The sequence below is a fragment of the Roseobacter denitrificans OCh 114 genome, assembly GCF_000014045.1.
In the GTDB taxonomy this organism is placed as follows: Bacteria; Pseudomonadota; Alphaproteobacteria; order Rhodobacterales; family Rhodobacteraceae; genus Roseobacter; species Roseobacter denitrificans.
In genome coordinates this window covers 2437573-2457278 of sequence record NC_008209.1, presented here as the reverse complement: position 1 = coordinate 2457278, position 19706 = coordinate 2437573, and the positions used below count along the sequence as shown (strand labels likewise).

The following is a 19706-nucleotide window of genomic DNA, read 5'->3' as shown; positions in this document are numbered from 1 at the left end:
ACTATCGGGCTGTACCGTTGCAAATCAAAGGCGCCTCACGGGGCGCCTTTTTTGCATCCCTGGCCATCCCTTGAGATTGCGTTGCGCTGAACTCTCAGGAGATGCCGACGCCAATATCACATTAGAAAGGAGTCGTAACACCCTGATACTTCAGGACTTCACTACATAGCTGTGAATCGTAAACACCAAAGCGCTGGTCTTGGGCAGGCGCAGGATGCACTGCCTTTCGGCGCGCATGTAGGGGGATGTTTCGGCCTTGCCTGCCTGCCGGTCGGGATCATCTTCACGGCGCGGCTGAAACAGGTCCGGGTCCGCATAGCCCAACATATTGTTGCGCCACAGCGGTTGTTCGGCGCGCACCGCATTGAACATGCGTTGAACTCTTTTCGCGATGTCCGCCGTGTAATCCTTTACCGGTGCGTGGATGTCTGACAGGGGCCGCCCTGCTTTTTCGGCCAGCGTCCAACTGGCTGGAAAGCAAAAGAAGCCGCAGCGGTCAGAACATGCTCGTCCCCCTGCTTTTGCAAAATGCAGAAATCCTCCTGCAGGGTCTTGCCCAAAATGGCGAGCGCACCGTCCTGTTGATCATCTATCACCACCCCATCAGGGCAGTGAATCTGATGCCCCGCGCGGCCAAAGCCCAGCGACGGCAGCTTTTCCTGAACCCTGTCAAAAAGCTCCGCGATGGCCGCGCAGGCGGCATCGCTTTGCCACAGCACGTCGTCACGGCGCTCTGCGATGAGCCTGCGCCGATAGGCCATCTGGGACGCATAAGCTTCATCGACACGCAGCCATTGGCCGTCCTTCAGCGGCCTCATGCCGGGCAGCGGGTTTGTTGCCTGCAAATCCTGCGGCATCGCTTTGTGTAAAACCTCAACCATGGCGCAGATATGCGCAGTTGCACCGGCCTTGTCAGCAAAAAACGACACCCCAAAACGTCGGTATCTTACAACCAACCACGTCAAATTACTGGAACCCTCAAATCCAGAAAAGCGACAGGACCCACGCGATGAACCGTCATTTCAACGCAACACGCAAGATTGATCCCAGCCGCGGCGCAACCCTTGGCGATGGCTCGCCAAATGACATGAACAGGGTCGAAATCGGCCCGACGCAGTTGGCCTTTGCAGAGTGGCACACCGCAAGATTGGACCTGCCCGATCTGGCTGCGATGCGCCGATTTCGTCACCGTCGCCTCACGGATCATGTCGTGGCACGCGGCTATGCCGGCTTGCTGATGTTTGACCCGCTCAACATCCGCTATGCCACCGACAGCACCAATATGCAGCTTTGGAACACGCATAATCCGTTTCGCGCGACGCTGCTCTGTGCGGATGGCTATATGGTCATGTGGGATTACAAGAACTCCCCTTTTCTGAGTGAATTCAACCCGCTGGTACGAGAACAACGCGCCGGGGCCGATCTGTTCTATTTCGACCGGGGCGACAAGGTGGATGTGGCGGCGGATGTTTTTGCAAACGAGGTGCGCATTCTCTTGCGCGACCATGCCCCGGGATTGCGACGGCTGGCGGTCGATAAGGTCATGCTGCACGGTTTACGCGCGCTGCAGGCGCAGGGTTTCGAGATCATGGACGGGGAAGAGGTCACTGAAAAAGCCCGTTCTGTCAAAGGTCCGGATGAGATCCGCGCGATGCGCTGCGCCTCACATGCCTGCGAGGTGGCTGTGCGCAAGATGGAGGATTTCGCCCGCAGCAAGGTCGGCGATGGCGTCACCTGTGAGAATGACATCTGGGCCATCCTGCACAGCGAAAACGTGCGCCGGGGCGGCGAGTGGATCGAAACCCGCCTGCTGGCTTCCGGGCCGCGTTCAAACCCGTGGTTTCAGGAATGTGGCCCGCGCGTGTGCCAACGCAACGAGATCATCTCCTTCGACACTGATCTGGTGGGTGCCTATGGCATCTGCACGGATATTTCGCGCAGCTGGTGGATCGGGGATCAAAAACCACGCGCTGACATGATCTACGCGATGCAGCATGGGGTCGAGCACATCCGAACAAATATGGAGATGCTCAAACCCGGCGTGATGATCCCGGAACTGTCTGCGAATACTCATGTGCTGGACGCGAAGTTTCAGAAACAGAAATACGGCTGTCTGATGCACGGCGTTGGCCTGTGTGATGAATGGCCGCTGGTGGCCTATCCGGATCATGCGGTCGCGGGCGCCTATGATTACCCGCTGGAGCCGGGCATGACACTCTGTGTTGAGGCCTTGATCAGCGAGGAAGGCGGTGATTTCTCGATCAAACTGGAGGATCAGGTCCTGATCACTGAGGACGGCTATGAAAACCTCACAAAGTATCCGTTCGATCCGGCCTTGATGGGCGTTGAGTAGCGCAGCAAGAGCAAACGTCATGCACCGACCTGAAATGGGTCCATTCGCGTGACACCTTGGCGCGCGTGGCACTGGCGGGGCGATCCCTCACAGCGCACTCCTCGCGTTAACTATAGCTTTACCTTTTGATGGCCGCACGGCGCTGCCGTGGTAGAAGGCCACAACGCCGCCCCGAAGTATGGGGTTTCAGTGATCCGTGAACCAAGTAACTCGTAAGGAACGTCACCGTGAAAATCGCACATACATTTGCCGCAACAGCCATCGCATTTTTCTCAGCAGGTATTGGCGCGCAAGCGGCCACGCTTTCGGGCACCTTCGATGTGCGTGTGGTCAACTTTGCCTATGACACGAAGCAGAAAAGCTCCGTCGCAATTGCCTCGCAGGATAATTTCGACACGCGCTTTGATGCCGCAACCGACGGCGTGGACCGCGACACGTTCACCTACACGGGTGATCTGAATTTCTTCATCGACAATCTGGGGCCGGTGAATGGCGACGCCGAGACAATCTCCGAGTTCTTTTTGCACAACACCACCGGCCTGCCTGTTGGTCACGTGCAGGGTCTGGATGCGACCGTTGGGGCGTTGCAACTGAGCAAGCCGACGTTCCGGATCACGACGCTCTTTGAATTCACCGAAGTGTACAGCAATGCTTTCGACACCCGCGTGACCCATGACGATGGATTCACGATCTATGACGATGGGGCCGAACTGGTGTCATTCGCAAATCCGACAGGCATCCGCACCACGCCAAGAACCGGTACGATTGAATTTACCGGCGGTGAGTTCAAACTGGTTTACGCCGCTGCAAACGGCAATCCATCGCAGTTGCTGGTTGAAGGTGCTGGCGTCCCGGCGGTTCCGCTGCCCGCGTCCTCGCTGCTGTTGCTGGGTGGCTTGGGTGCATTCGCCGCGATGCGCCGCAAAAAAGCCCGCACGTAAAACTGCGTTGAAATCAAAGCGAGAAGCGCGGCCCTTGGGTCGCGTTTATTGTGTTCAGGACCCGGACCCCGACCCGCCGAGCGCTGAAAACACAGCTTTGCAAATTGCCGGGCCGCGCAGATCAAAGAAGTGGCGCGCGCCGCGCTCGTTCGGATGATAGGGGTCTTTGACCTTGCCCGCGTCATTGCGACGGAAAAAGCGCGGCGTGGATTGATTGGCCGCGACGGTTTCAGGCGTGATGCCTTCCACAAAGACACATCGGTTGCCGGTCTGGGCAAAGGCGCTCTTGATGTTGGCCTGCGCACGCGCGCGCAGCTTTGCCACCTTCTTGGTGTAGGCAGGCGCGGTGGTCATGAACACACAAGGCAAGTCCTGAGGCAGGTGCGCGCTGAGGCGCTGCGCATCTTTGATGGCAAGGTCGGGATTGTCGGCCCATCTGCGCGCCGCATTGCCCAGAAAGCTGAGGATCAAAAGATCAGGGTCGTAATAGCCTTCCTGAAACATGGCCTCAAACGGCGATTTTCCGGCTGTACAGAACTGGTAATTTCGCCCCTGCCCCATCTGCTTGAATTGATTATCTGTTTTATTCACAACACCATAGGTGCCTGCATTCACCTTCCACTTCTGATCCACGTCACAAATGGACCCCTTGGCGGCACCCGACCGTGCCGTCCAGGAATGAATGGAACTGGACCGCACCCCGATGACACCGGTATTCTGCGGATCGAAGTTTTTCAGGCGCCGTTTGTCACGCCCGCTCGGCGCGCAGCGCGCTTCAATATTTGACAGAAAATCAACAAACACCGGACCAGAGCCAAAAGAAATCTGACTGTCCCCCAGAACCAGAATGTCAGGCGACTTGAACTCCTGCGCCATAGCCGGGCCGCTTGCAAGCATTGCTGTCACTGCCGCGCACCTCACCAAGGTCACGACCCACCCTCGTGTTTTTCCCATTCGACGCCTCCCCGCGCAGAAACGATCCCGGCATGAAGTCCGCCGGCACCATAACCGGTACAGTTCCCAAGATTCAGTCATAACGCAATCCCGTGCCGCAAACATGGTCGTGAACGAAGGTTACAGGGCGGCTTGGGCCCTGCGTGTTGAGCGAAGCACATCCATAAAAAGCACGACCGCGTGATTTTACTGACACATGGGTTGCCTCCATGCGCTGTGCATCCCACTCTTGAGGCGAAAGAAGGAGTAGCGTGATGCCAACAGAACGAATTGCCTTTGCCGGGCATGATGGCGGACAGCTTGCCGCGCGGCTTGATTTGCCCCAGGGGCCTTTGGTGGCGACCGCTATTTTCGCGCATTGCTTCACCTGCGGCAAGGACATCCCGGCCGCGCGCCGGATTGCTGCGCGCCTTGCGGCATTGGGGATTGCGGTGCTGCGGTTTGATTTTACCGGGCTGGGACATTCGGATGGGGAGTTTGCGAATACGTCGTTCACATCAAATGTGGACGATCTGATCGCAGCGCATCGTTATCTGTCAGAGAACAACAAGACACCGTCGCTGATCATCGGCCATTCGCTCGGGGGCGCTGCGGTACTGAAAGCCGCAGCCGCGCTTGACAGCATCAAGGCGGTCGTGACCATCGGGGCGCCCTTTGATCCCGGTCACGTCACACACAACTTTGCGCAGGCCTTGCCCGAGATCAAATCGAGGGGCGTGGCCGAAGTCAGCCTTGGCGGGCGGCCTTTCCAGATCAGCAAGGCATTTGTGGACGATGTCGCGCAGACCGAACTGGAAGAGAGTGTGGCCAATCTGAATGCAGCTTTGCTGGTGTTGCATGCGCCGCTGGACGATATTGTCGGGATTGAGAACGCAGGTCAGATTTTCAGCGCCGCGAAACACCCCAAGAGCTTCATCACGCTTGACGGGGCGGATCATCTGGTCAGCGCCGCGGCGGATGCGGAGTATGTGGCCAGCCTGATCGCAACATGGTCTGCGCGCTATCTGGATATCGCACGCCCGGCCCCGCCTCCCGGTGCGCCCGAAGGCGTGCTGCGCGTGGCGGAGGCGGACCCGAAGGGGTTCCTGACCGATATCACTTCCGGTGAAGGGCATCACCTTGTGGCGGATGAGCCACTGGCCTACGGCGGCACTAACAAGGGCCTGTCGCCCTATGGGTTGTTGTCCGCCGGTCTTGGTGCCTGTACCTCCATGACAATCCGGATGTACGCGCGGCGCAAGGGCTGGCCGCTGGATCAGGTTTGCGTGGATGTCAACCACGACAAGGTCCATGCGCAGGATGCGGAAACCGGTGTCGGGGACAAGATCGACACATGGCGACGCCGGATCACGCTGACGGGCAGCCTCGATACAGAACAACGCCAGCGGCTTTTGGCGATTGCCGACAAATGCCCGGTGCACCGCACCCTTGAGCGCAGCTCCACCGTGATCACCGAATTGGTCAACCCCTAGGCGAGCCGGGGGCTATCGTCTGCCGCGCACCCCTGCCCCACGATGGGACGGGCGATGGATCGGCTTGTTGGTGATGGGCGGGCGGGAAAACCCGGGGTCAATACCACCGGGCGGGCGCACAGGTCGCTCCGGTCTGTTCGGTCGATCGGGCCGTTCAGGCCTTTCGGGTCGGTCAGGCGGGCGGTATCCGGGTCGATAACTGCCGTAGTAATAGTCATTCCACATCATGGAATCATAATAGAGCGACCCACTTGTACTGTATCCCGCAGGAGTGCAGCCGGTGAGCGCCAGTGCCCCCAACACGCCCAACGACATGAACAGTGATTTTGTTTTCAGTATCATACCAGCCCCCTTACCGAACGGCCTGAATGGACGCCAGCATCGCGTTCACATCACCAATGGGCGCAAGGTCGGCTCCCGCCTCGATGACGACGGCAGCAATCGCAACCCGTGCCCCCGGCAAGTCAATCGCAAGAACGGTGAAGGAGACATCGCGGCCCTCGCGGCGTCCTGTGCCCGATAGGCTGCTGGCGTTCAGACCATTGATGCGCCGCGCCTTGGGCGGCTCCACCGCTGCATCCTGCACCAGAAACGGGCCAATATCGCGCAGGTATGCGCGCGCCTCAGGCAATGTCGTGACCCCAAAGGGCGATATGACGCCGACCCAGATACCTTCATGCGCGTCCGGCGTCATGCCGAACAGGCGCGAGATATCCCTGAAATCATCCGACTGCTCCGGGCTGGCAAGGTCGCGCAGCCCCCCCGTGCGCAGCGACCAGAAATCCGGAACCTCCATCTCGAAAAGCGGTTTTGACCCATCTGTATAGATGACAGGCGTCCCGGCCAGCCCCGCGAAAGGATATATGGAGGCGGCAGCGATAATCGCATATCGCCTGACAAATTCGATGATCGTTTTTCGCATCCATCTCCCTTTCTGACCTGACCGGTTCCGCTGCTGTAACGGTTTAACGCAGACCGGTACGGTATTGACCTTAATGCAAAAAGGGCCAGCGCAATGCGCCGGCCCCTGTTTGTCATATCATGCGCATCAGGCGTTCAGCGCCGCGCATCGCCGACCAGTTTCCAGACCAGCGGCAGCAGAATGGCCGCCAGCAGCAGCTTGAGCGCATCGCCCAGCAGGAACGGTGTCAGGCCCCACGCGAGGATCGGCTGATCCCAACCGTAGAGTTGCCCCAGCCACAACAGGCCCGGCACGTAAAGCACGATGTTCCCGATCAGCATCGCAACCGCCATCCAGACCATCGAGCGGTCCCAACCGCGTTGCGCCAGCGCACCCAGCAGAACAGTGGCCATGACATAGCCAACCAGATAGCCGCCCGTGCTGCCCATCATGTATTCGATACCGTTCAACTCGGCTGTTGAGCTTTGGAAGATGTCAAAGCCAAGCGCACCGATGATCATATAGCCCATGATGGTCGTAAGGCCGAGCCGCGCGCCATAGGCCGCACCGATTGTCAGGACCGCGAAGGTGCCCATGTTCATCAGAACAGGCGAGCCCGGTACCGGCACCTTGATATTGGCCGCCACGGCAAGAACGGCAATGCCCAGCACGACCAGTACCGCCTGTTTGATCCGCCGTGCGGTGCCGGCCGCAGGCCCGAATTGATCTGCCAGAACAGAATGAGAAGCGGACATTTGCATCGGTTGATGTCTCCTGTTTAGAATGTCGTTGCCCCTGAATGCCGCAGGTGCGCGCGCCGCGCAAGGGCACAAACGCTATGCGCGGGTATAAAGGGTTTTTGACAGATAGTCCTTTTTCGGCCCCGTGACTTGCCACGTTACCTCAAACTGCGGCCAGCGCGTAAAATCATAGATGCCTTTGTAGGTGTCCGGGTCACACCAGTGTTCGGTCTCTCCGCCATGGGGCGGAACGTTGTGGAAAAACCGACCATCTTCGAAGAATACCGATAGCTCGCCGGACCAGAAATACCGCCGCTCTGCCTGCATGCCCGCCTGCCCGTCGATCTGCATCAGACCCTTTTCAACATAGCGAAGACCACCATGGGCGCGCGACCAGATGGCCGTGCCCTCAAAAACCGCCCCCGCGCCACGCCGCGGCATGATGCGTCGCGAAAGGGTCCATGACCCCTCGAAATCGCCCAGTTGACGCGCCTTACTCATCTGCATCTGTCGCCCTGACCCGATCCACCGACCTGCCCCGCACCCCGGTGCTGCCACAGATCAAAGCTGACCAAAGACCCCGCATTTTGCCGCTCCTGCCTTGTGATACGCCGCGCGCCAGTCTATGAGCCGCCCAAACCCGGACGCAATCGCAAATAAGGACGCATTCCATGATCCCCCGTTACTCCCGCCCCGACATGGTCGCCATCTGGAGCCCGGAGACGAAGTTCCGCATCTGGTATGAAATCGAAGCCCATGCCTGCGAAGCCATGGCCAACCTTGGTGTCATCCCGCGCGAAAACGCCGACGCGGTCTGGAAAGCCAAGGACGTGGAGTTCGATGTCGCCCGGATTGACGAGATCGAAGCGGTCACGAAACATGACGTCATCGCCTTTCTGACCCATCTGGCTGAACATGTTGGCAGCGAAGAGGCGCGGTTTGTGCATCAGGGCATGACCTCTTCGGATGTGCTGGATACATGCTTCAACGTGCAGCTTGTGCGCGCCTCCGACATTCTGATTGCCGACATCAAGGCGCTGCTCGCCGCACTCAAACGCCGCGCGATTGAGCATAAGGACACCGTCAGAATCGGGCGCAGCCACGGCATTCACGCGGAACCCACGACCATGGGGCTGACCTTTGCGCGGTTTTATGCAGAGATGGACCGCAACCTGAACCGGATGGAAAAGGCGCGTTTTGAAATCGCGACCGGTGCCATTTCCGGCGCTGTCGGCACCTTTGCAAACATCGACCCGCGTGTTGAGGAACATGTCTGCGCGCAGCTTGGTCTTGAGCCAGAGCCGATCAGCACACAGGTGATCCCGCGCGACCGACATGCCGCGTTTTTCGCAACTCTCGGGGTGATCGGGTCCTCCATCGAGAACATCGCCACCGAAATCCGCCACATGCAGCGCACCGAAGTGCTGGAAGCGGAGGAGTTCTTTTCCGCGGGGCAGAAAGGTTCTTCCGCCATGCCGCACAAGCGCAACCCGGTGCTGACCGAAAACCTGACCGGTCTTGCACGGCTGGTACGGATGGCCGTGGTGCCTGCGATGGAAAATGTTGCCCTGTGGCACGAGCGCGACATCTCGCATTCTTCGGTCGAGCGCAACATTGGCCCTGACACGACGATCACGTTGGATTTTGCGCTGGCCCGCCTGACATCGGTGGTGGACAAGTTGGTGATCTATCCGGATAACATGCTGGCCAACATGAACAAATTCCGGGGTCTGGTGATGAGTCAGCGTGTTCTGCTGGCCCTGACGCAGGCCGGTGTGAGCCGCGAAGACAGCTATAAAATGGTGCAGCGCAACGCGATGAAAGTGTGGGAAGAAGGCAAGGATTTCAAAACCGAACTGCTGGGGGATGCGGATGTGCTTGCCGCCCTGAGCGCAGAGGAAATCGAAGAGAAATTCGACCTCGGATATCACACCAAACATGTGGATACGATTTTCGCGCGTGTGTTCAAGGATTAGGCACCGGCAACTCGGTGGACACGAGCCGCGTTATTTTTGTTGACCCGTGTCGCGCGGCTGCTACTTTTAACGATGTACTCAAACAGGAGAACCGCAATGACGATCAAGACTTTGGCCGCCGCGGTGGCCCTCACGATTATCCCAGCCATGTCGTTTGCCTATGAATGCAATTCAAGCAAGCAGAAACAGGCGTCCATGTCCTGCGCTGAAGGCAGCGTATATGACGCGCAAACCGGCGCCTGCGTACCCACCACCGGTTAAGCCGTACAGTCACGGAAGCGAGATAAGAGGCGCTCTTTCGGGAGCGCCTTTTTTTGTGCGACGATCATCGGGCGTTCGCAGGCGTTGGAACGGGACCTGTTGATCCAGTCCGCGCGTTCTGCACCAGCGGTAAAACAACAGCCCTATTCAGCAGTAGAACGAAATAAAAACATCGGTGAAAATTTGTCAGTTATTTTAGGGTGCATTTCAGCCTAAATTTACCTTTCCATGCGAGAACAAACCAAGATCATACACAGGTAGGTAATAATGACTGAAATGGTGCCCATTGGTTCTTTTCCCGCACTGCCCGGCAGCCCGGCATCCGCGCCCGTACCGCTGAGCCGCAAGGCAAAAGCTGCAATTGTCGTGCGTCTGTTGATCAACGAAGGCGCTGATATCCCGCTGGAGGATCTGCCGGAGGAGTTGCAGGCGCGGCTGACGCAGCAAATGGGATCCATGCGCACGGTCGACCGCACGACGCTGGCCAGTGTCGTGGATGAATTCGCACAAGAGCTGGAGAGTATCGGTCTGTCCTTCACCGGCGGCATCGCCGGGGCGCTCGATGCGCTGGAGGGCAAGATATCCAAGCAGACGGCGGATCGTTTGCGCAAGGAGGCCGGCGTGCGCCGATATGGCAACCCCTGGGAGCGTTTGCGCGAACTCGGCACCGAGAAACTGCTGCCGGTGCTGCAAAATGAAAGTACCGAAGTCGCGGCGGTACTTTTGTCCAAACTGGATGTGAAACGTGCCGCGGAACTGCTTGGCAAACTGCCCGGCCCGGAGGCACGGCGCATTACCTATGCGGTTTCCCTCACAAGTGCTGTAACCCCGGATGCGGTGGACCGTATTGGTCTGTCACTCGCCGCCCAGCTTGATGCGGAACCCGTGCGCGCCTTTGACAATGGCCCTGTTGAGCGGGTCGGCGCGATCCTGAATTCAACAACGACCGTCACCCGTGATGATGTTCTCGAAGGTCTGGATGAAACGGATGCGGGCTTTGCGGAAATGGTGCGGCGTGCCATCTTTACCTTTGCAAACATCCCGCAAAGAATTGCCGCACGTGACATCCCGCGCGTTGTGCGCGCACTGGATCAGGAAGCACTTGTGACCGCGCTGGCCGGGGCAGAAGCTGCAGGGATGCAAGCCTCCGCAGAGTTTATCCTCGAAAACATGTCCGGACGGATGGCCGATCAACTGAGGGAAGAAGTACAAGAACGCGAAACGGTCAAATCCGCCGATATGGAAGAAGCCTCGGCGCTCATCGTTCAGGCCATTCGCGAGTTGGAAGCGTCAGGCGACCTGTTGCTAATTGTGGAAGAGGGTGAACCTGAGTAAAGGCTAAAGGTAGGGGCTCCCTCCCTTGGCACAGCAGAATAAGCCGAATGAGGTATCTGTTCAGGGGCATTGCACAAGGTCCGTTTGCTTCAAGCGAACCCCTGCGGTTGCGTTACCTAAGCCTTGAGGTCATGGCGAGACGGCGTTATTTGTCTCGGGTACTGCGGTTGCTTTCCAAAAGCCACCCGCTGACCAAAAGGGTGCACTGCCACTATGCCGAAAGCGCCGCCGAGTAACGTCGACCGTGTGATTCAATACGCGACGAACCTCATTGTTACTCTTGTGATCCGCATCGCTCTTGCCTTGCCATATAAGTTCCGCGTCAGAATGGTCGGGCGGCTGATGCAACATGTCATTGGCCCGATTGCCGGGTATCGCCAGCGCGCCCTTTCAAACCTCGAACTGATCTGGCCTGACCGCCCCCTGAAAGAGCGCAAACAGATTGCATCCGGGTGCATGAACAACATGGGCCGCACACTGATCGAGAATTACTCCCGGCATGACTTCCCTGCCCGGCTGGCCAACAACCCGCTGACGGGGGCCGGTGTCGCCGCGTGGGAAGAGGCGGTCGCACAGAACCGGCCCGTGATTTTGGTGACAGGGCACTACGGCAATTATGAAGCCGTGCGCGCCGCGCTCGCCGGGCGCGGCCACGCGGTTGGTGGTCTTTATCGCAATATGACGAACCCGTATTTCAACGCACACTACGTCAAGACGATGCAGACCTTTGGCGGACCTGTGTTCGCGCAAGGGCGCAAAGGGACAAAAGGCTTTGTGCGCCACCTGAAACAGGGCGGTCAGCTGGTGCTGCTGTTTGATCAGCACGTCAGATGGGCGCCGAAAATGAATTTTCTGGGCCGCCCTGCCCATACCGCCACCTCGGCAGCGGAGTTAAGTCTGCGCTATGACGCGCTGCTTTTGCCCTTTTACGGTATCAGGCAGCCGGATGGATTGAGCTTTGAAACAGTTCTTGAGGCTCCGATTTCCCCGTCAACACCCGAGCGAATGACCCAGGACATCACCGATACGCTCACTCGACGGATCGAACAGGACCCGAGCCAGTGGTTTTGGGTGCATCGCCGGTGGCGCGCCAAGGTCGGCAAGGTCAGACGGTAAGCGCCCTACTCTGCCCGCGCCGCCGCAAGGATCGGCCCGTGCGTGCCCGACTGAATAAGCACAACCACCGGATGCACCCCCGGCGCATCGGCATCAATACTCAGCGGCGCAAACCCGTCCCAGGTCGTCACAACCTGCCAATCCTGCGCAACATTCACGTACGGAATCGTTTTCCCGGCGTTTTCGCCCCGCGTGATCTTTGCAACCCGCTGTGGTTGATAGCGCACCATCTGAACGGTCATGGGCCCAAGGTCATCCTGCAGCACCGTCGCTTCTATGGACACGGTGCTTCCGGTGCGTGACAAGCTGACCGAAACGGCGCGCGCTTGCGACTTATGCGCCTCAATCGCCGTTGCGACGGCCATGGGTTTCGCACCAAGGATGTCGCTGACCCCGTTCACGATCATTTCCGGCGTGTAAACCGACCTGCGCCCCCCCAGTGTTGCATAGGCACGTTGGCGTTCCGCATGTTTTGGGTCTGCAAATTCGTCCTTCCAGCCGATGTAGTCCCAATAATCCACATGAACCGACAGCGCGATCACATCATCCCGCTGGGCCAGCACCTGCATGAACTCATCCGCCGGCGGACAGGACGAACATCCTTGCGACGTAAACAATTCCACCACCACCGGCGTATTCTCTGCCAGCACGGGCGACGCTACGAACCAGCACGCCGCAACTACGCGCAATAATCTCTTCATGTGATTCCCCGTGTCGTCCGTTCTCCAGCAGTCCCGACACCCTAGAATTTCCCTGACAGAAACACCAATCAAGCTTTGTTGAAAGTCAACAGGCTCTTTCGTGATGATTTCTGTACACAATGGTATACATTTTGACGCAGAGGCCTTCAAAGCGGTTGTATTTTGCAAAACGTTACGGCATTCAACCCGAAAGCCACTCAGGTCCACTTTTCAGCCGAAGGGAGCCCTTCATGCCCATCACCGTTGGTCACGACACGTCAAAAACGCGCAAAACACTATCCGCAGGCACACAGAGCATTGATTACTATTCCATTCCGGCGGCGACCGCAGCCGGTTTGGGAGATTTTTCAAAACTGCCGGCAGCCCTCAAGGTCGTTCTGGAAAACATGCTGCGGTTTGAGGATGGCAAGACCGTGACCGTCGATGATATCAAGGCTTTTGCCCAATGGGGCGCACAGGGGGGCAAGAACCCGCGCGAGATCGCCTATCGCCCTGCCCGCGTCCTGTTGCAGGATTTCACCGGCGTTCCGGCGGTTGTGGACCTCGCCGCGATGCGCGACGCCATCATCAGCCTTGGCGGTGACGCGGAGAAGATCAATCCGCTGAACCCGGTTGATCTGGTGATTGACCACTCCGTGATGATCGACGAATTCGGCAACCCGCGTGCGTTCCAGATGAATGTGGACCGTGAATACGAGCGAAACATGGAGCGCTACACCTTCCTGAAATGGGGACAGAGCGCATTTAACAATTTCCGCGTCGTGCCACCCGGAACCGGCATCTGCCACCAGGTGAACCTGGAATATCTGGCGCAAACGGTCTGGACGGATACCGACCAGAACGGGGCCGAAGTGGCCTATCCTGACACACTTGTCGGCACTGACAGCCACACCACGATGGTGAATGGCGCGGCTGTTCTGGGCTGGGGTGTCGGCGGAATCGAGGCAGAGGCCGCGATGCTGGGCCAGCCGATTTCCATGCTGATCCCCGAAGTCATCGGCTTCGAACTGACCGGCACGATGATGGAAGGCACCACCGGCACGGACCTTGTGCTCAAGGTGGTCGAACTGTTGCGTGCCAAGGGTGTGGTCGGAAAATTCGTTGAATTCTACGGCGAAGGGTTGGATCGCCTGCCGCTGGCCGATCGCGCGACGATCGCGAACATGGCGCCGGAATATGGCGCGACCTGCGGGTTCTTCCCGATTGATGCGGAAACGCTGCGCTATCTGCGCAATACCGGTCGTGACGAGGAGCGTGTGCAACTGGTCGAAGCCTATGCCAAGGAAAACGGTTTCTGGCGTGGCCCCGATTATGCGCCGATCTACACGGACACGCTGCATCTGGACATGGGCACGATCGTGCCTGCGATTTCGGGGCCGAAACGCCCGCAGGATTTTGTCGCGCTCACTGACGGGCAAACCGCCTTCCGCAAGGAAATGGAGGAGACCTTCAAACGCCCCATGGGCAAGAAGGTCGCGGTCGCGGGCGAGGATTACACGTTGGAGTCGGGCAAGGTTGTCATCGCCTCGATCACTTCCTGCACCAATACATCAAACCCCTACGTCATGATCGGCGCGGGCCTTGTGGCGCGCAAGGCGGCCGCCTTGGGGCTTAACCGCAAGCCTTGGGTGAAAACATCGCTTGCGCCGGGCAGTCAGGTGGTGTCGGCCTATCTGGAAGCTGCAGGACTGCAGGACGATCTGGACAGCATCGGCTTTAACCTTGTCGGCTACGGCTGCACCACCTGCATCGGGAACTCCGGCCCGCTGCAAAAGGAAATCTCGGACGCGATTGCCGAGGGGGATCTGGTGGCAACCTCCGTACTGTCGGGCAACCGCAACTTTGAAGGGCGCATCAGCCCGGATGTACGCGCCAACTACCTCGCCTCTCCGCCGCTGGTCGTGGCCTATGCTTTGGCGGGCACGCTGGATATCAACCTTGCCACCGACGCCATCGGTCAGGACCAGAACGGCAATGATGTGTTCCTCAGGGACATCTGGCCCACCAGCCAGGAAGTCGCGGAGCTGGTCGAAAAGACCGTGACCCGTGAGGCGTTCCTGACCAAATATGCCGACGTCTTCAAGGGCGATGAAAAATGGCAGGGCGTCAGCACCACGGACAGCAAGGTCTATGACTGGCCCGTTTCGTCCACCTATGTTCAGAACCCGCCCTATTTTCAGGGCATGGGGCAGGAACCCGGCACGATCAGCAACATCGAAAACGCATCCGTGCTGGCCATTCTCGGCGATATGATCACCACCGACCACATTTCACCGGCGGGATCCTTCAAGGATACGACACCAGCGGGGCAATACCTAATCGAGCGTCAGGTGCCCGTGCGGGAATTTAACTCCTACGGCTCACGTCGTGGCAACCACGAGGTCATGATGCGCGGCACTTTTGCCAACATCCGCATCAAGAATGAGATGCTGGATGGTGTCGAGGGGGGATACACAAAAGGCCCCAATGGTGAACAGGTGTCGATTTACGATGCTGCCATGGCCTATCAGGACGCGGGCAAGCCGCTGGTGATCTTTGGTGGTGAACAATACGGGGCCGGATCGTCGCGCGACTGGGCGGCCAAGGGCACGGCCCTGCTCGGCGTCAAGGCTGTGATCGCAGAGAGCTTTGAGCGTATTCACCGCTCGAACCTCGTGGGCATGGGAGTGATCCCGTTTGAATTCACCGGTGGCGACACCCGCAAATCGCTCGGCCTGACCGGAGAGGAGAAAGTTTCAATCTCCGGTCTGGACACGATACAGCCGCTGCAGGAAGTGCCCTGCACCATCACGATGGCGGATGGCACGTCCAAAACGATCACGCTCAAATGTCGAATCGATACCGCGATTGAAATCGAATACATTGAGCACGGCGGCGTTCTGCACTACGTGTTGCGCAATCTCGCGAAAGCCGCCTAGAGAAAGACTGCACCCCGGCGCGCAAACGACGGCGCGCCGGGGGGCGGATGTCCCAAAACACACTGATAAAGAGAGTGCGAAATCAGCCTTCCCATATTGCGGGAAGGTTTGGCGATTATCTTGAACAATCGAGTAAAAAGAACGTGTTATCTTAACTTCCTTTGCATTTTTCGCGTTTACTAATCGTTAACCTCGGCTACACGGTACGGACGCTTCTACATTTAAAAGGGATATGGAATGAGTGTGCTAAAAAGTATCGCAGTTGCTGCGGTTATGACGGGGGCAGCAGGGATGACCCAGGCTGCGACAGTAGATTTCAACAACTTTGCCGAAGGCGCGGTTCTTGGGGACAATACCGATCTCGGTGGCGGCGTTTTTGCTGACATCACGGCCTTCAAGGGTATAGACAAGGCGGTTGTCTTCAACACGCTTGGCGCTGTGAACACCACGAAGGACAAGGACCTGTTGTCGCCCTTCACAAACGCCGAAGACGCGACAGATAAACGCGGGTTTGGGAACGCGCTGATCGTTCAGGAAAACGACGGCGCGCCGGATGACAATGGAAGCGGCGGAACGATCGTGTTCAGTTTCCTGACCGATGTCATCCTCGACGAGCTGTTCCTTCTGGACTCCGAGATTGGGACAACAGCAAGCCTGTTCTCCGGCTCCACTCTGGTCAAGGCATTTTCGCTGACAGCCGACAATGAGTCGGACACGGGCAACAACCCCGCGAACAACGAGTTTACTGTGCTCGACTTTGGTGGTGCGACCGGCGACAAGCTGGAAGTGGTCTTCACAAGGTCCGGTGCGGTTGGCGAGATTGAGGTTTCCGCGGTGCCGGTTCCTGCAGGTCTGCCTTTGCTGCTCGGCGGCATTGGTGCCTTTGCATGGATCAAGCGACGCAAGAAGGCCTGAGCTGCGCTTGAAACCTGAAGGAAACGCCCCGGCCCGGGGCGTTTCGCTTTATCAACTACGTGGCCCGTCGACGCCACGATAGTGTCAACGGCTTACAGTCGGCAAAACAGACATGCACGACCCGAAGCGGACCGGTCGCGCACCATGCGGTCTACGTCCATGCTGCCCGCGCTACCCTTGGCCGACAACATGCTACTGCCGCAGAGTTGTGATATTGGCCATCAGTCCCTACGCGCCCGGCTCAAAACTAAGCGTGCCGCCATGCTCTTTGGGTACTTCATTCCCTTTCAGGTGGTTTTGCTGCCCATGGCGCGGGTCCTCGGGATCATGGGGACTGCAGGTACAATCCCTGGTCTGATTTTTGTTCATGTGATTTATGGCCTCGGTTTCAAAACGCTCTTCTATCGTAACTTCTGTGTCTCGGTTCCCTCGGAACTCACCAAGGCAGCCAAAGTCGATGGAGCCGGGTTCTTTCGTATCTTCTGGTCGATCTTCCTGCCTATCAGCCTGCCGATCATTGTTGTCTCGATGATCTGGCAATTCACGAAGATATGGAACGACTTCCTGTTTGGCGTGTCATTCAGCTAGGCAGGTACCCAACCCGTCACCGTGGTGCTCAACAATATCGTCAACTCGACCACCGCCGTAAAGGAATACAATGTGGATATGGCCACCGCGATCATCGCAGCCCTGCCCACCCTTATCGTCTATGTCGTTGCTGGCAAGTATGTCATCCGCGATCTGACCGCAGGATCAGTGATACTCATGGCTCCCATTCGTGACATGAGGAAGCTCAAAAAGAACTACGGCCAGACGGAGATCCAGAGGGATATCAACGTCGCAATTGATCAGGGGGATTTCCTTGTGCTGGTCGGACCCTCGGGATCTGGCACGTCAACGCTGCTGCATTGCATTGCGGGTTTGGAGCCGATCTCGGGCGGCTTCCTCAGCATCAGCGGGCGGGACAATAGCGCGGTCAACCCAAAGGATCGCGACATCGCGATGGTGTTTCAATCCTACGCGCTTTACCCGACGATAACGGTTGTCAAGAACATCACCCTTGGCATGAAAGTCCGCGGCGTTGACCCTGCCACGCAGGCGCAGAAACCGAAACAGGTCGCAAAGCAGCTTCAGATTGAACAGCTTCTTTCCCGTCGACCGGGCCAGCTTTCGGGCGGGCAGCGTCAGCGCATCGCCATGGGCCGTGCGCTGGTACGTGATCCCAAGCTGTTCCTGTTTGCCGAACCGAACGGCCGCGCACCCCATGACGCACAGCAGGCCGAGTGTATGGTGGATATCGTCGAAGCCGCCGGGGCCGACAGCTTTGTCACCATGCATCTGGGGGGCAAAGGTGTCGGCACGGCTCCATGCTGAAACTTCTGCCAAGCCCGGTCAGATGCAGCAACCCGCCTTTGATCTGGCCAAGGTCTCGTATTTTGCGCCGGACTCCGGACAGCGTCTGAACTGAACGAGGGGGCGCGACCGCCCAAATACCCGTTTGCCTGCGTTTACACCGGCGTCCCTAAAGGGCCGCGCTGTCTTAGCGTGCAAATTCGTGACGCCCATGGCCCGATCCAAGTTCAAAAATACCGGTCAGCCCGCGCACAGTGCCGGGGTCATATGCGCAGGTGGGCCGATTACTGGCCCAATGCTTTTTCCAGTTCGGGCAGGAACCGCTGCTCATAATCGCTGCCGACCAACGGGCCTGCAAAGCGAAACAGCACCGTGCCTTCTGCATCCAGAATGAATGTCTCCGGCGGGGCCGTCACCCCCCAGTCAATCGCCGTGCGCCCTTGCGGGTCAAAAGCCACCGCCCGAAACGGATTGCCGTCATCGGTCAGATACCCGCCGGCGGGGCCTGCCTTGTCCTTGAAGTTCACACCGATGATCGGCATGCCCTCCGCGGCCATCTCCAAAAGCTTTGGATGCTCCGCGTGACAGGGCGGGCACCATGAGGCCCAGAAATTGACGAGCGTGACCTCTCCCGTTGCCATCGCCTCTGCGGTGACCGGTTCAAACCCCTCCAGCCCCACCTCGGTGATGGGCGGCGCGGGTTTGCCGACCAGAGTCGATCGCAGCTCGTTCGGGTCGTTGCGAAACATGCCAACGCCAGCCAATGCGATAAAGCCCGCAAAGATCAGCGGCGGTGCAATCATCAGCGGCGATATCTTAGGCATCTCTGTCTCTTTTGCGTTCGATTTCATCAAGGGCACGGCGCGCTTTGCGCCCTTTATGTAACGTGATGAAAACCAACAAGGCCAATAACAATAGCGTTGCCGCATAGGAGGACAAAACCGCCTCGCTGTACTTTCCAAGATCGGGCATCATGAGCGGGCCTCCCGTGCCAACAGGGCCTTGGCGCGGCGCAGCCTGATTTCCGTACCCGTGCGGTAGAGCACCAGCGCCAGAAACAGCAGCACAAACCCCGCGATGGCCACCAGCAGCGGAAAGTAGAATACATCCGCCACGTTCTCTTCCTTGTCGAGGCTCAGCGATGCGCCCTGATGCAGGCCTTGGTTCCAGAAATTCACTGCATAGCGCGACAGGACCGCAAAGACGGACCCGACCAGGCAGAGCACAGCCGTCAGATCAGCCGCCGTATCCGGGTCCTCAATGGCAGCCCAAAGCGCGATGTAGCCAAGGTAAAACAAAAACAGGATGAGGAACGACGTCAGGCGCGGATCCCACGCCCACCACGTGCCCCACATGGGCTGGCCCCAGAGCGCGCCCGTAACAAGGGCAATAATAGTCATCACCACGCCAATCGGTGCCGCGGCCTTTGCTGCAAGCGCACTGACGTGATGGCGTCGGATGATCCAGATCAGAGAGGTGACAAGCATCATGACCCAGATATTGATCGCCATCATTGCAGAGGGCACATGCAGATAGATGATCTTGACCGTCGAGCCCTGCCGGAAATCATCCGGCGTAAAGAAAAAGCCCCAGACCAGACCAACAACAAGACTGGTGGCCGCAAGCACCCAAAGCGTCGGCAGGACACGTTCGCTCAGTGCAAGGAACTTGACCGGATTGGCATAGCTCCAGAACGAACTGGGCCGTTTGGGCGCGGGTTTTTCGTTGGTCAGTGTCATGCTCCGTATTTAGTCACTCGCCCCACGAGCC

The 19706-nt window shown here is 58.3% G+C and carries 20 protein-coding genes and 2 pseudogenes; 11 read left to right on the top strand and 11 right to left on the bottom strand.

Annotated elements, in window-relative coordinates:
• Positions 1 to 150: 150 nt before the first annotated feature.
• Positions 151 to 435, bottom strand: coding sequence for a heme-dependent oxidative N-demethylase subunit alpha family protein (locus RD1_RS21315; RefSeq protein ID WP_254658791.1), 285 nt, complete (start codon positions 433 to 435; stop codon positions 151 to 153).
• Positions 411 to 929, bottom strand: a complete 519-nt coding sequence (locus RD1_RS21310; protein WP_254658786.1) for a heme-dependent oxidative N-demethylase subunit alpha family protein — start codon at positions 927 to 929, stop codon at positions 411 to 413. Before RD1_RS21310 ends, RD1_RS21315 begins: the two co-directional genes overlap by 25 nt.
• 80 nt (positions 930 to 1009) lie before the next feature.
• On the opposite strand from RD1_RS21310, the gene dddP reads away from it, so the two are divergent.
• Positions 1010 to 2353, top strand: a complete 1344-nt coding sequence (dddP, locus tag RD1_RS11830) for a dimethylsulfonioproprionate lyase DddP (RefSeq protein ID WP_011568740.1) — start codon at positions 1010 to 1012, stop codon at positions 2351 to 2353.
• Between the two features lie 227 nt (positions 2354 to 2580).
• Positions 2581 to 3294: a VPLPA-CTERM sorting domain-containing protein gene (locus tag RD1_RS11825; RefSeq protein ID WP_011568739.1), complete on the top strand. Its 714-nt coding sequence runs from the start codon at positions 2581 to 2583 to the stop codon at positions 3292 to 3294.
• Between the two features lie 54 nt (positions 3295 to 3348).
• Here RD1_RS11825 and RD1_RS11820 read toward each other — a convergent pair whose 3' ends face one another.
• On the bottom strand, positions 3349 to 4191 hold the full coding sequence (locus tag RD1_RS11820; RefSeq protein WP_245897329.1) for an SGNH/GDSL hydrolase family protein: 843 nt from the start codon (positions 4189 to 4191) through the stop codon (positions 3349 to 3351).
• Between the two features lie 311 nt (positions 4192 to 4502).
• On the opposite strand from RD1_RS11820, the gene RD1_RS11815 reads away from it, so the two are divergent.
• Entirely contained in the window at positions 4503 to 5720 is a 1218-nt protein-coding gene (locus tag RD1_RS11815) for a bifunctional alpha/beta hydrolase/OsmC family protein (protein WP_011568737.1), read from the top strand.
• Positions 5721 to 5732: 12 nt separating this feature from the next.
• Here RD1_RS11815 and RD1_RS20695 read toward each other — a convergent pair whose 3' ends face one another.
• The 4 genes from RD1_RS20695 to RD1_RS11800 all read right to left on the bottom strand — a co-directional run bounded on the left by RD1_RS20695 (position 5733) and on the right by RD1_RS11800 (position 7862).
• The gene (locus tag RD1_RS20695; RefSeq protein WP_081432925.1) at positions 5733 to 6062 is read right to left on the bottom strand and encodes a hypothetical protein; all 330 of its coding nucleotides are present in this window, start codon (positions 6060 to 6062) and stop codon (positions 5733 to 5735) included.
• Between the two features lie 10 nt (positions 6063 to 6072).
• Positions 6073 to 6642 carry a hypothetical protein gene (locus RD1_RS11810; protein WP_011568736.1) on the bottom strand — a complete coding sequence of 190 codons (570 nt, stop codon included), beginning with the start codon at positions 6640 to 6642 and terminating at the stop codon, positions 6073 to 6075.
• A gap of 134 nt (positions 6643 to 6776) precedes the next feature.
• Positions 6777 to 7382, bottom strand: coding sequence for a biotin transporter BioY (locus tag RD1_RS11805; RefSeq protein WP_011568735.1), 606 nt, complete (start codon positions 7380 to 7382; stop codon positions 6777 to 6779).
• A gap of 75 nt (positions 7383 to 7457) precedes the next feature.
• Entirely contained in the window at positions 7458 to 7862 is a 405-nt protein-coding gene (locus RD1_RS11800) for a DUF6314 family protein (RefSeq protein ID WP_011568734.1), read from the bottom strand.
• A 170-nt stretch (positions 7863 to 8032) separates the two neighbouring features.
• Between RD1_RS11800 and purB the strand changes: the two genes are divergently transcribed.
• The 4 genes from purB to RD1_RS11785 all read left to right on the top strand — a co-directional run bounded on the left by purB (position 8033) and on the right by RD1_RS11785 (position 12049).
• Complete coding sequence (gene purB / locus RD1_RS11795) at positions 8033 to 9337, top strand: adenylosuccinate lyase (RefSeq protein WP_011568733.1); 1305 nt, start codon at positions 8033 to 8035, stop codon at positions 9335 to 9337.
• A gap of 96 nt (positions 9338 to 9433) precedes the next feature.
• Entirely contained in the window at positions 9434 to 9598 is a 165-nt protein-coding gene (locus RD1_RS20980; RefSeq protein WP_105880252.1) for a chitin-binding domain-containing protein, read from the top strand.
• A gap of 267 nt (positions 9599 to 9865) precedes the next feature.
• Positions 9866 to 10933, top strand: coding sequence for a flagellar motor switch protein FliG (locus RD1_RS11790; RefSeq protein WP_044033112.1), 1068 nt, complete (start codon positions 9866 to 9868; stop codon positions 10931 to 10933).
• A gap of 213 nt (positions 10934 to 11146) precedes the next feature.
• Positions 11147 to 12049 (top strand): lysophospholipid acyltransferase family protein, encoded by a 903-nt coding sequence (locus tag RD1_RS11785; protein ID WP_011568731.1) that lies wholly within the window; start codon positions 11147 to 11149, stop codon positions 12047 to 12049.
• Positions 12050 to 12054: 5 nt separating this feature from the next.
• Here RD1_RS11785 and RD1_RS11780 read toward each other — a convergent pair whose 3' ends face one another.
• Positions 12055 to 12750 carry a DUF1223 domain-containing protein gene (locus RD1_RS11780; protein WP_011568730.1) on the bottom strand — a complete coding sequence of 232 codons (696 nt, stop codon included), beginning with the start codon at positions 12748 to 12750 and terminating at the stop codon, positions 12055 to 12057.
• A 230-nt stretch (positions 12751 to 12980) separates the two neighbouring features.
• On the opposite strand from RD1_RS11780, the gene acnA reads away from it, so the two are divergent.
• The 4 genes and pseudogenes from acnA (at position 12981) to RD1_RS11760 (ending at position 18051) form a co-directional block, all read left to right on the top strand.
• Positions 12981 to 15668, top strand: coding sequence for an aconitate hydratase AcnA (gene acnA, locus RD1_RS11775; protein ID WP_011568729.1), 2688 nt, complete (start codon positions 12981 to 12983; stop codon positions 15666 to 15668).
• A gap of 237 nt (positions 15669 to 15905) precedes the next feature.
• A complete protein-coding gene (locus RD1_RS11770) occupies positions 15906 to 16583 on the top strand; it encodes a VPLPA-CTERM sorting domain-containing protein (protein WP_081432924.1) in 678 nt (225 codons plus the stop codon).
• 261 nt (positions 16584 to 16844) lie between these two features.
• Positions 16845 to 17342 (top strand): annotated as a pseudogene (locus tag RD1_RS11765) (carbohydrate ABC transporter permease); the annotation flags it as partial.
• A 6-nt stretch (positions 17343 to 17348) separates the two neighbouring features.
• A pseudogene (locus RD1_RS11760) lies at positions 17349 to 18051 on the top strand (ABC transporter ATP-binding protein).
• A 169-nt stretch (positions 18052 to 18220) separates the two neighbouring features.
• Here RD1_RS11760 and RD1_RS11755 read toward each other — a convergent pair.
• The 3 genes from RD1_RS11755 to RD1_RS11745 are packed head-to-tail and all read right to left on the bottom strand — an operon-like array spanning position 18221 to position 19675.
• Positions 18221 to 18760, bottom strand: a complete 540-nt coding sequence (locus RD1_RS11755) for a DsbE family thiol:disulfide interchange protein (protein ID WP_011568725.1) — start codon at positions 18758 to 18760, stop codon at positions 18221 to 18223.
• Positions 18753 to 18911, bottom strand: coding sequence for a heme exporter protein CcmD (ccmD, locus tag RD1_RS11750; protein WP_011568724.1), 159 nt, complete (start codon positions 18909 to 18911; stop codon positions 18753 to 18755). The genes RD1_RS11755 and ccmD overlap by 8 nt, the downstream gene beginning before the upstream one ends.
• The gene (locus RD1_RS11745) at positions 18908 to 19675 is read right to left on the bottom strand and encodes a heme ABC transporter permease (RefSeq protein ID WP_011568723.1); all 768 of its coding nucleotides are present in this window, start codon (positions 19673 to 19675) and stop codon (positions 18908 to 18910) included. The genes ccmD and RD1_RS11745 overlap by 4 nt, the downstream gene beginning before the upstream one ends.
• Between the last annotated feature and the right edge of the window lie 31 nt (positions 19676 to 19706).

Excerpts from the sequence above, each read along its gene's own strand:
- purB (WP_011568733.1), top strand. The coding sequence starts at position 8,033 with ATGATCCCCCGTTACTCCCGCCCCGACATGGTCGCCATCTGGAGCCCG.
- RD1_RS11790 (WP_044033112.1), top strand. The coding sequence starts at position 9,866 with ATGACTGAAATGGTGCCCATTGGTTCTTTTCCCGCACTGCCCGGCAGC.
- RD1_RS11785 (WP_011568731.1), top strand. The coding sequence starts at position 11,147 with ATGCCGAAAGCGCCGCCGAGTAACGTCGACCGTGTGATTCAATACGCG.
- dddP (WP_011568740.1), top strand. The coding sequence starts at position 1,010 with ATGAACCGTCATTTCAACGCAACACGCAAGATTGATCCCAGCCGCGGC.
- RD1_RS11815 (WP_011568737.1), top strand. The coding sequence starts at position 4,503 with ATGCCAACAGAACGAATTGCCTTTGCCGGGCATGATGGCGGACAGCTT.
- RD1_RS11800 (WP_011568734.1), bottom strand. The coding sequence starts at position 7,862 with ATGAGTAAGGCGCGTCAACTGGGCGATTTCGAGGGGTCATGGACCCTT.
- RD1_RS11755 (WP_011568725.1), bottom strand. The coding sequence starts at position 18,760 with ATGCCTAAGATATCGCCGCTGATGATTGCACCGCCGCTGATCTTTGCG.
- RD1_RS20980 (WP_105880252.1), top strand. The coding sequence starts at position 9,434 with ATGACGATCAAGACTTTGGCCGCCGCGGTGGCCCTCACGATTATCCCA.
- acnA (WP_011568729.1), top strand. The coding sequence starts at position 12,981 with ATGCCCATCACCGTTGGTCACGACACGTCAAAAACGCGCAAAACACTA.
- ccmD (WP_011568724.1), bottom strand. The coding sequence starts at position 18,911 with ATGATGCCCGATCTTGGAAAGTACAGCGAGGCGGTTTTGTCCTCCTAT.
- RD1_RS20695 (WP_081432925.1), bottom strand. The coding sequence starts at position 6,062 with ATGATACTGAAAACAAAATCACTGTTCATGTCGTTGGGCGTGTTGGGG.
- RD1_RS11805 (WP_011568735.1), bottom strand. The coding sequence starts at position 7,382 with ATGCAAATGTCCGCTTCTCATTCTGTTCTGGCAGATCAATTCGGGCCT.
- RD1_RS11820 (WP_245897329.1), bottom strand. The coding sequence starts at position 4,191 with ATGCTTGCAAGCGGCCCGGCTATGGCGCAGGAGTTCAAGTCGCCTGAC.
- RD1_RS11810 (WP_011568736.1), bottom strand. The coding sequence starts at position 6,642 with ATGCGAAAAACGATCATCGAATTTGTCAGGCGATATGCGATTATCGCT.
- RD1_RS11780 (WP_011568730.1), bottom strand. The coding sequence starts at position 12,750 with ATGAAGAGATTATTGCGCGTAGTTGCGGCGTGCTGGTTCGTAGCGTCG.
- RD1_RS11745 (WP_011568723.1), bottom strand. The coding sequence starts at position 19,675 with ATGACACTGACCAACGAAAAACCCGCGCCCAAACGGCCCAGTTCGTTC.
- RD1_RS11770 (WP_081432924.1), top strand. The coding sequence starts at position 15,906 with ATGAGTGTGCTAAAAAGTATCGCAGTTGCTGCGGTTATGACGGGGGCA.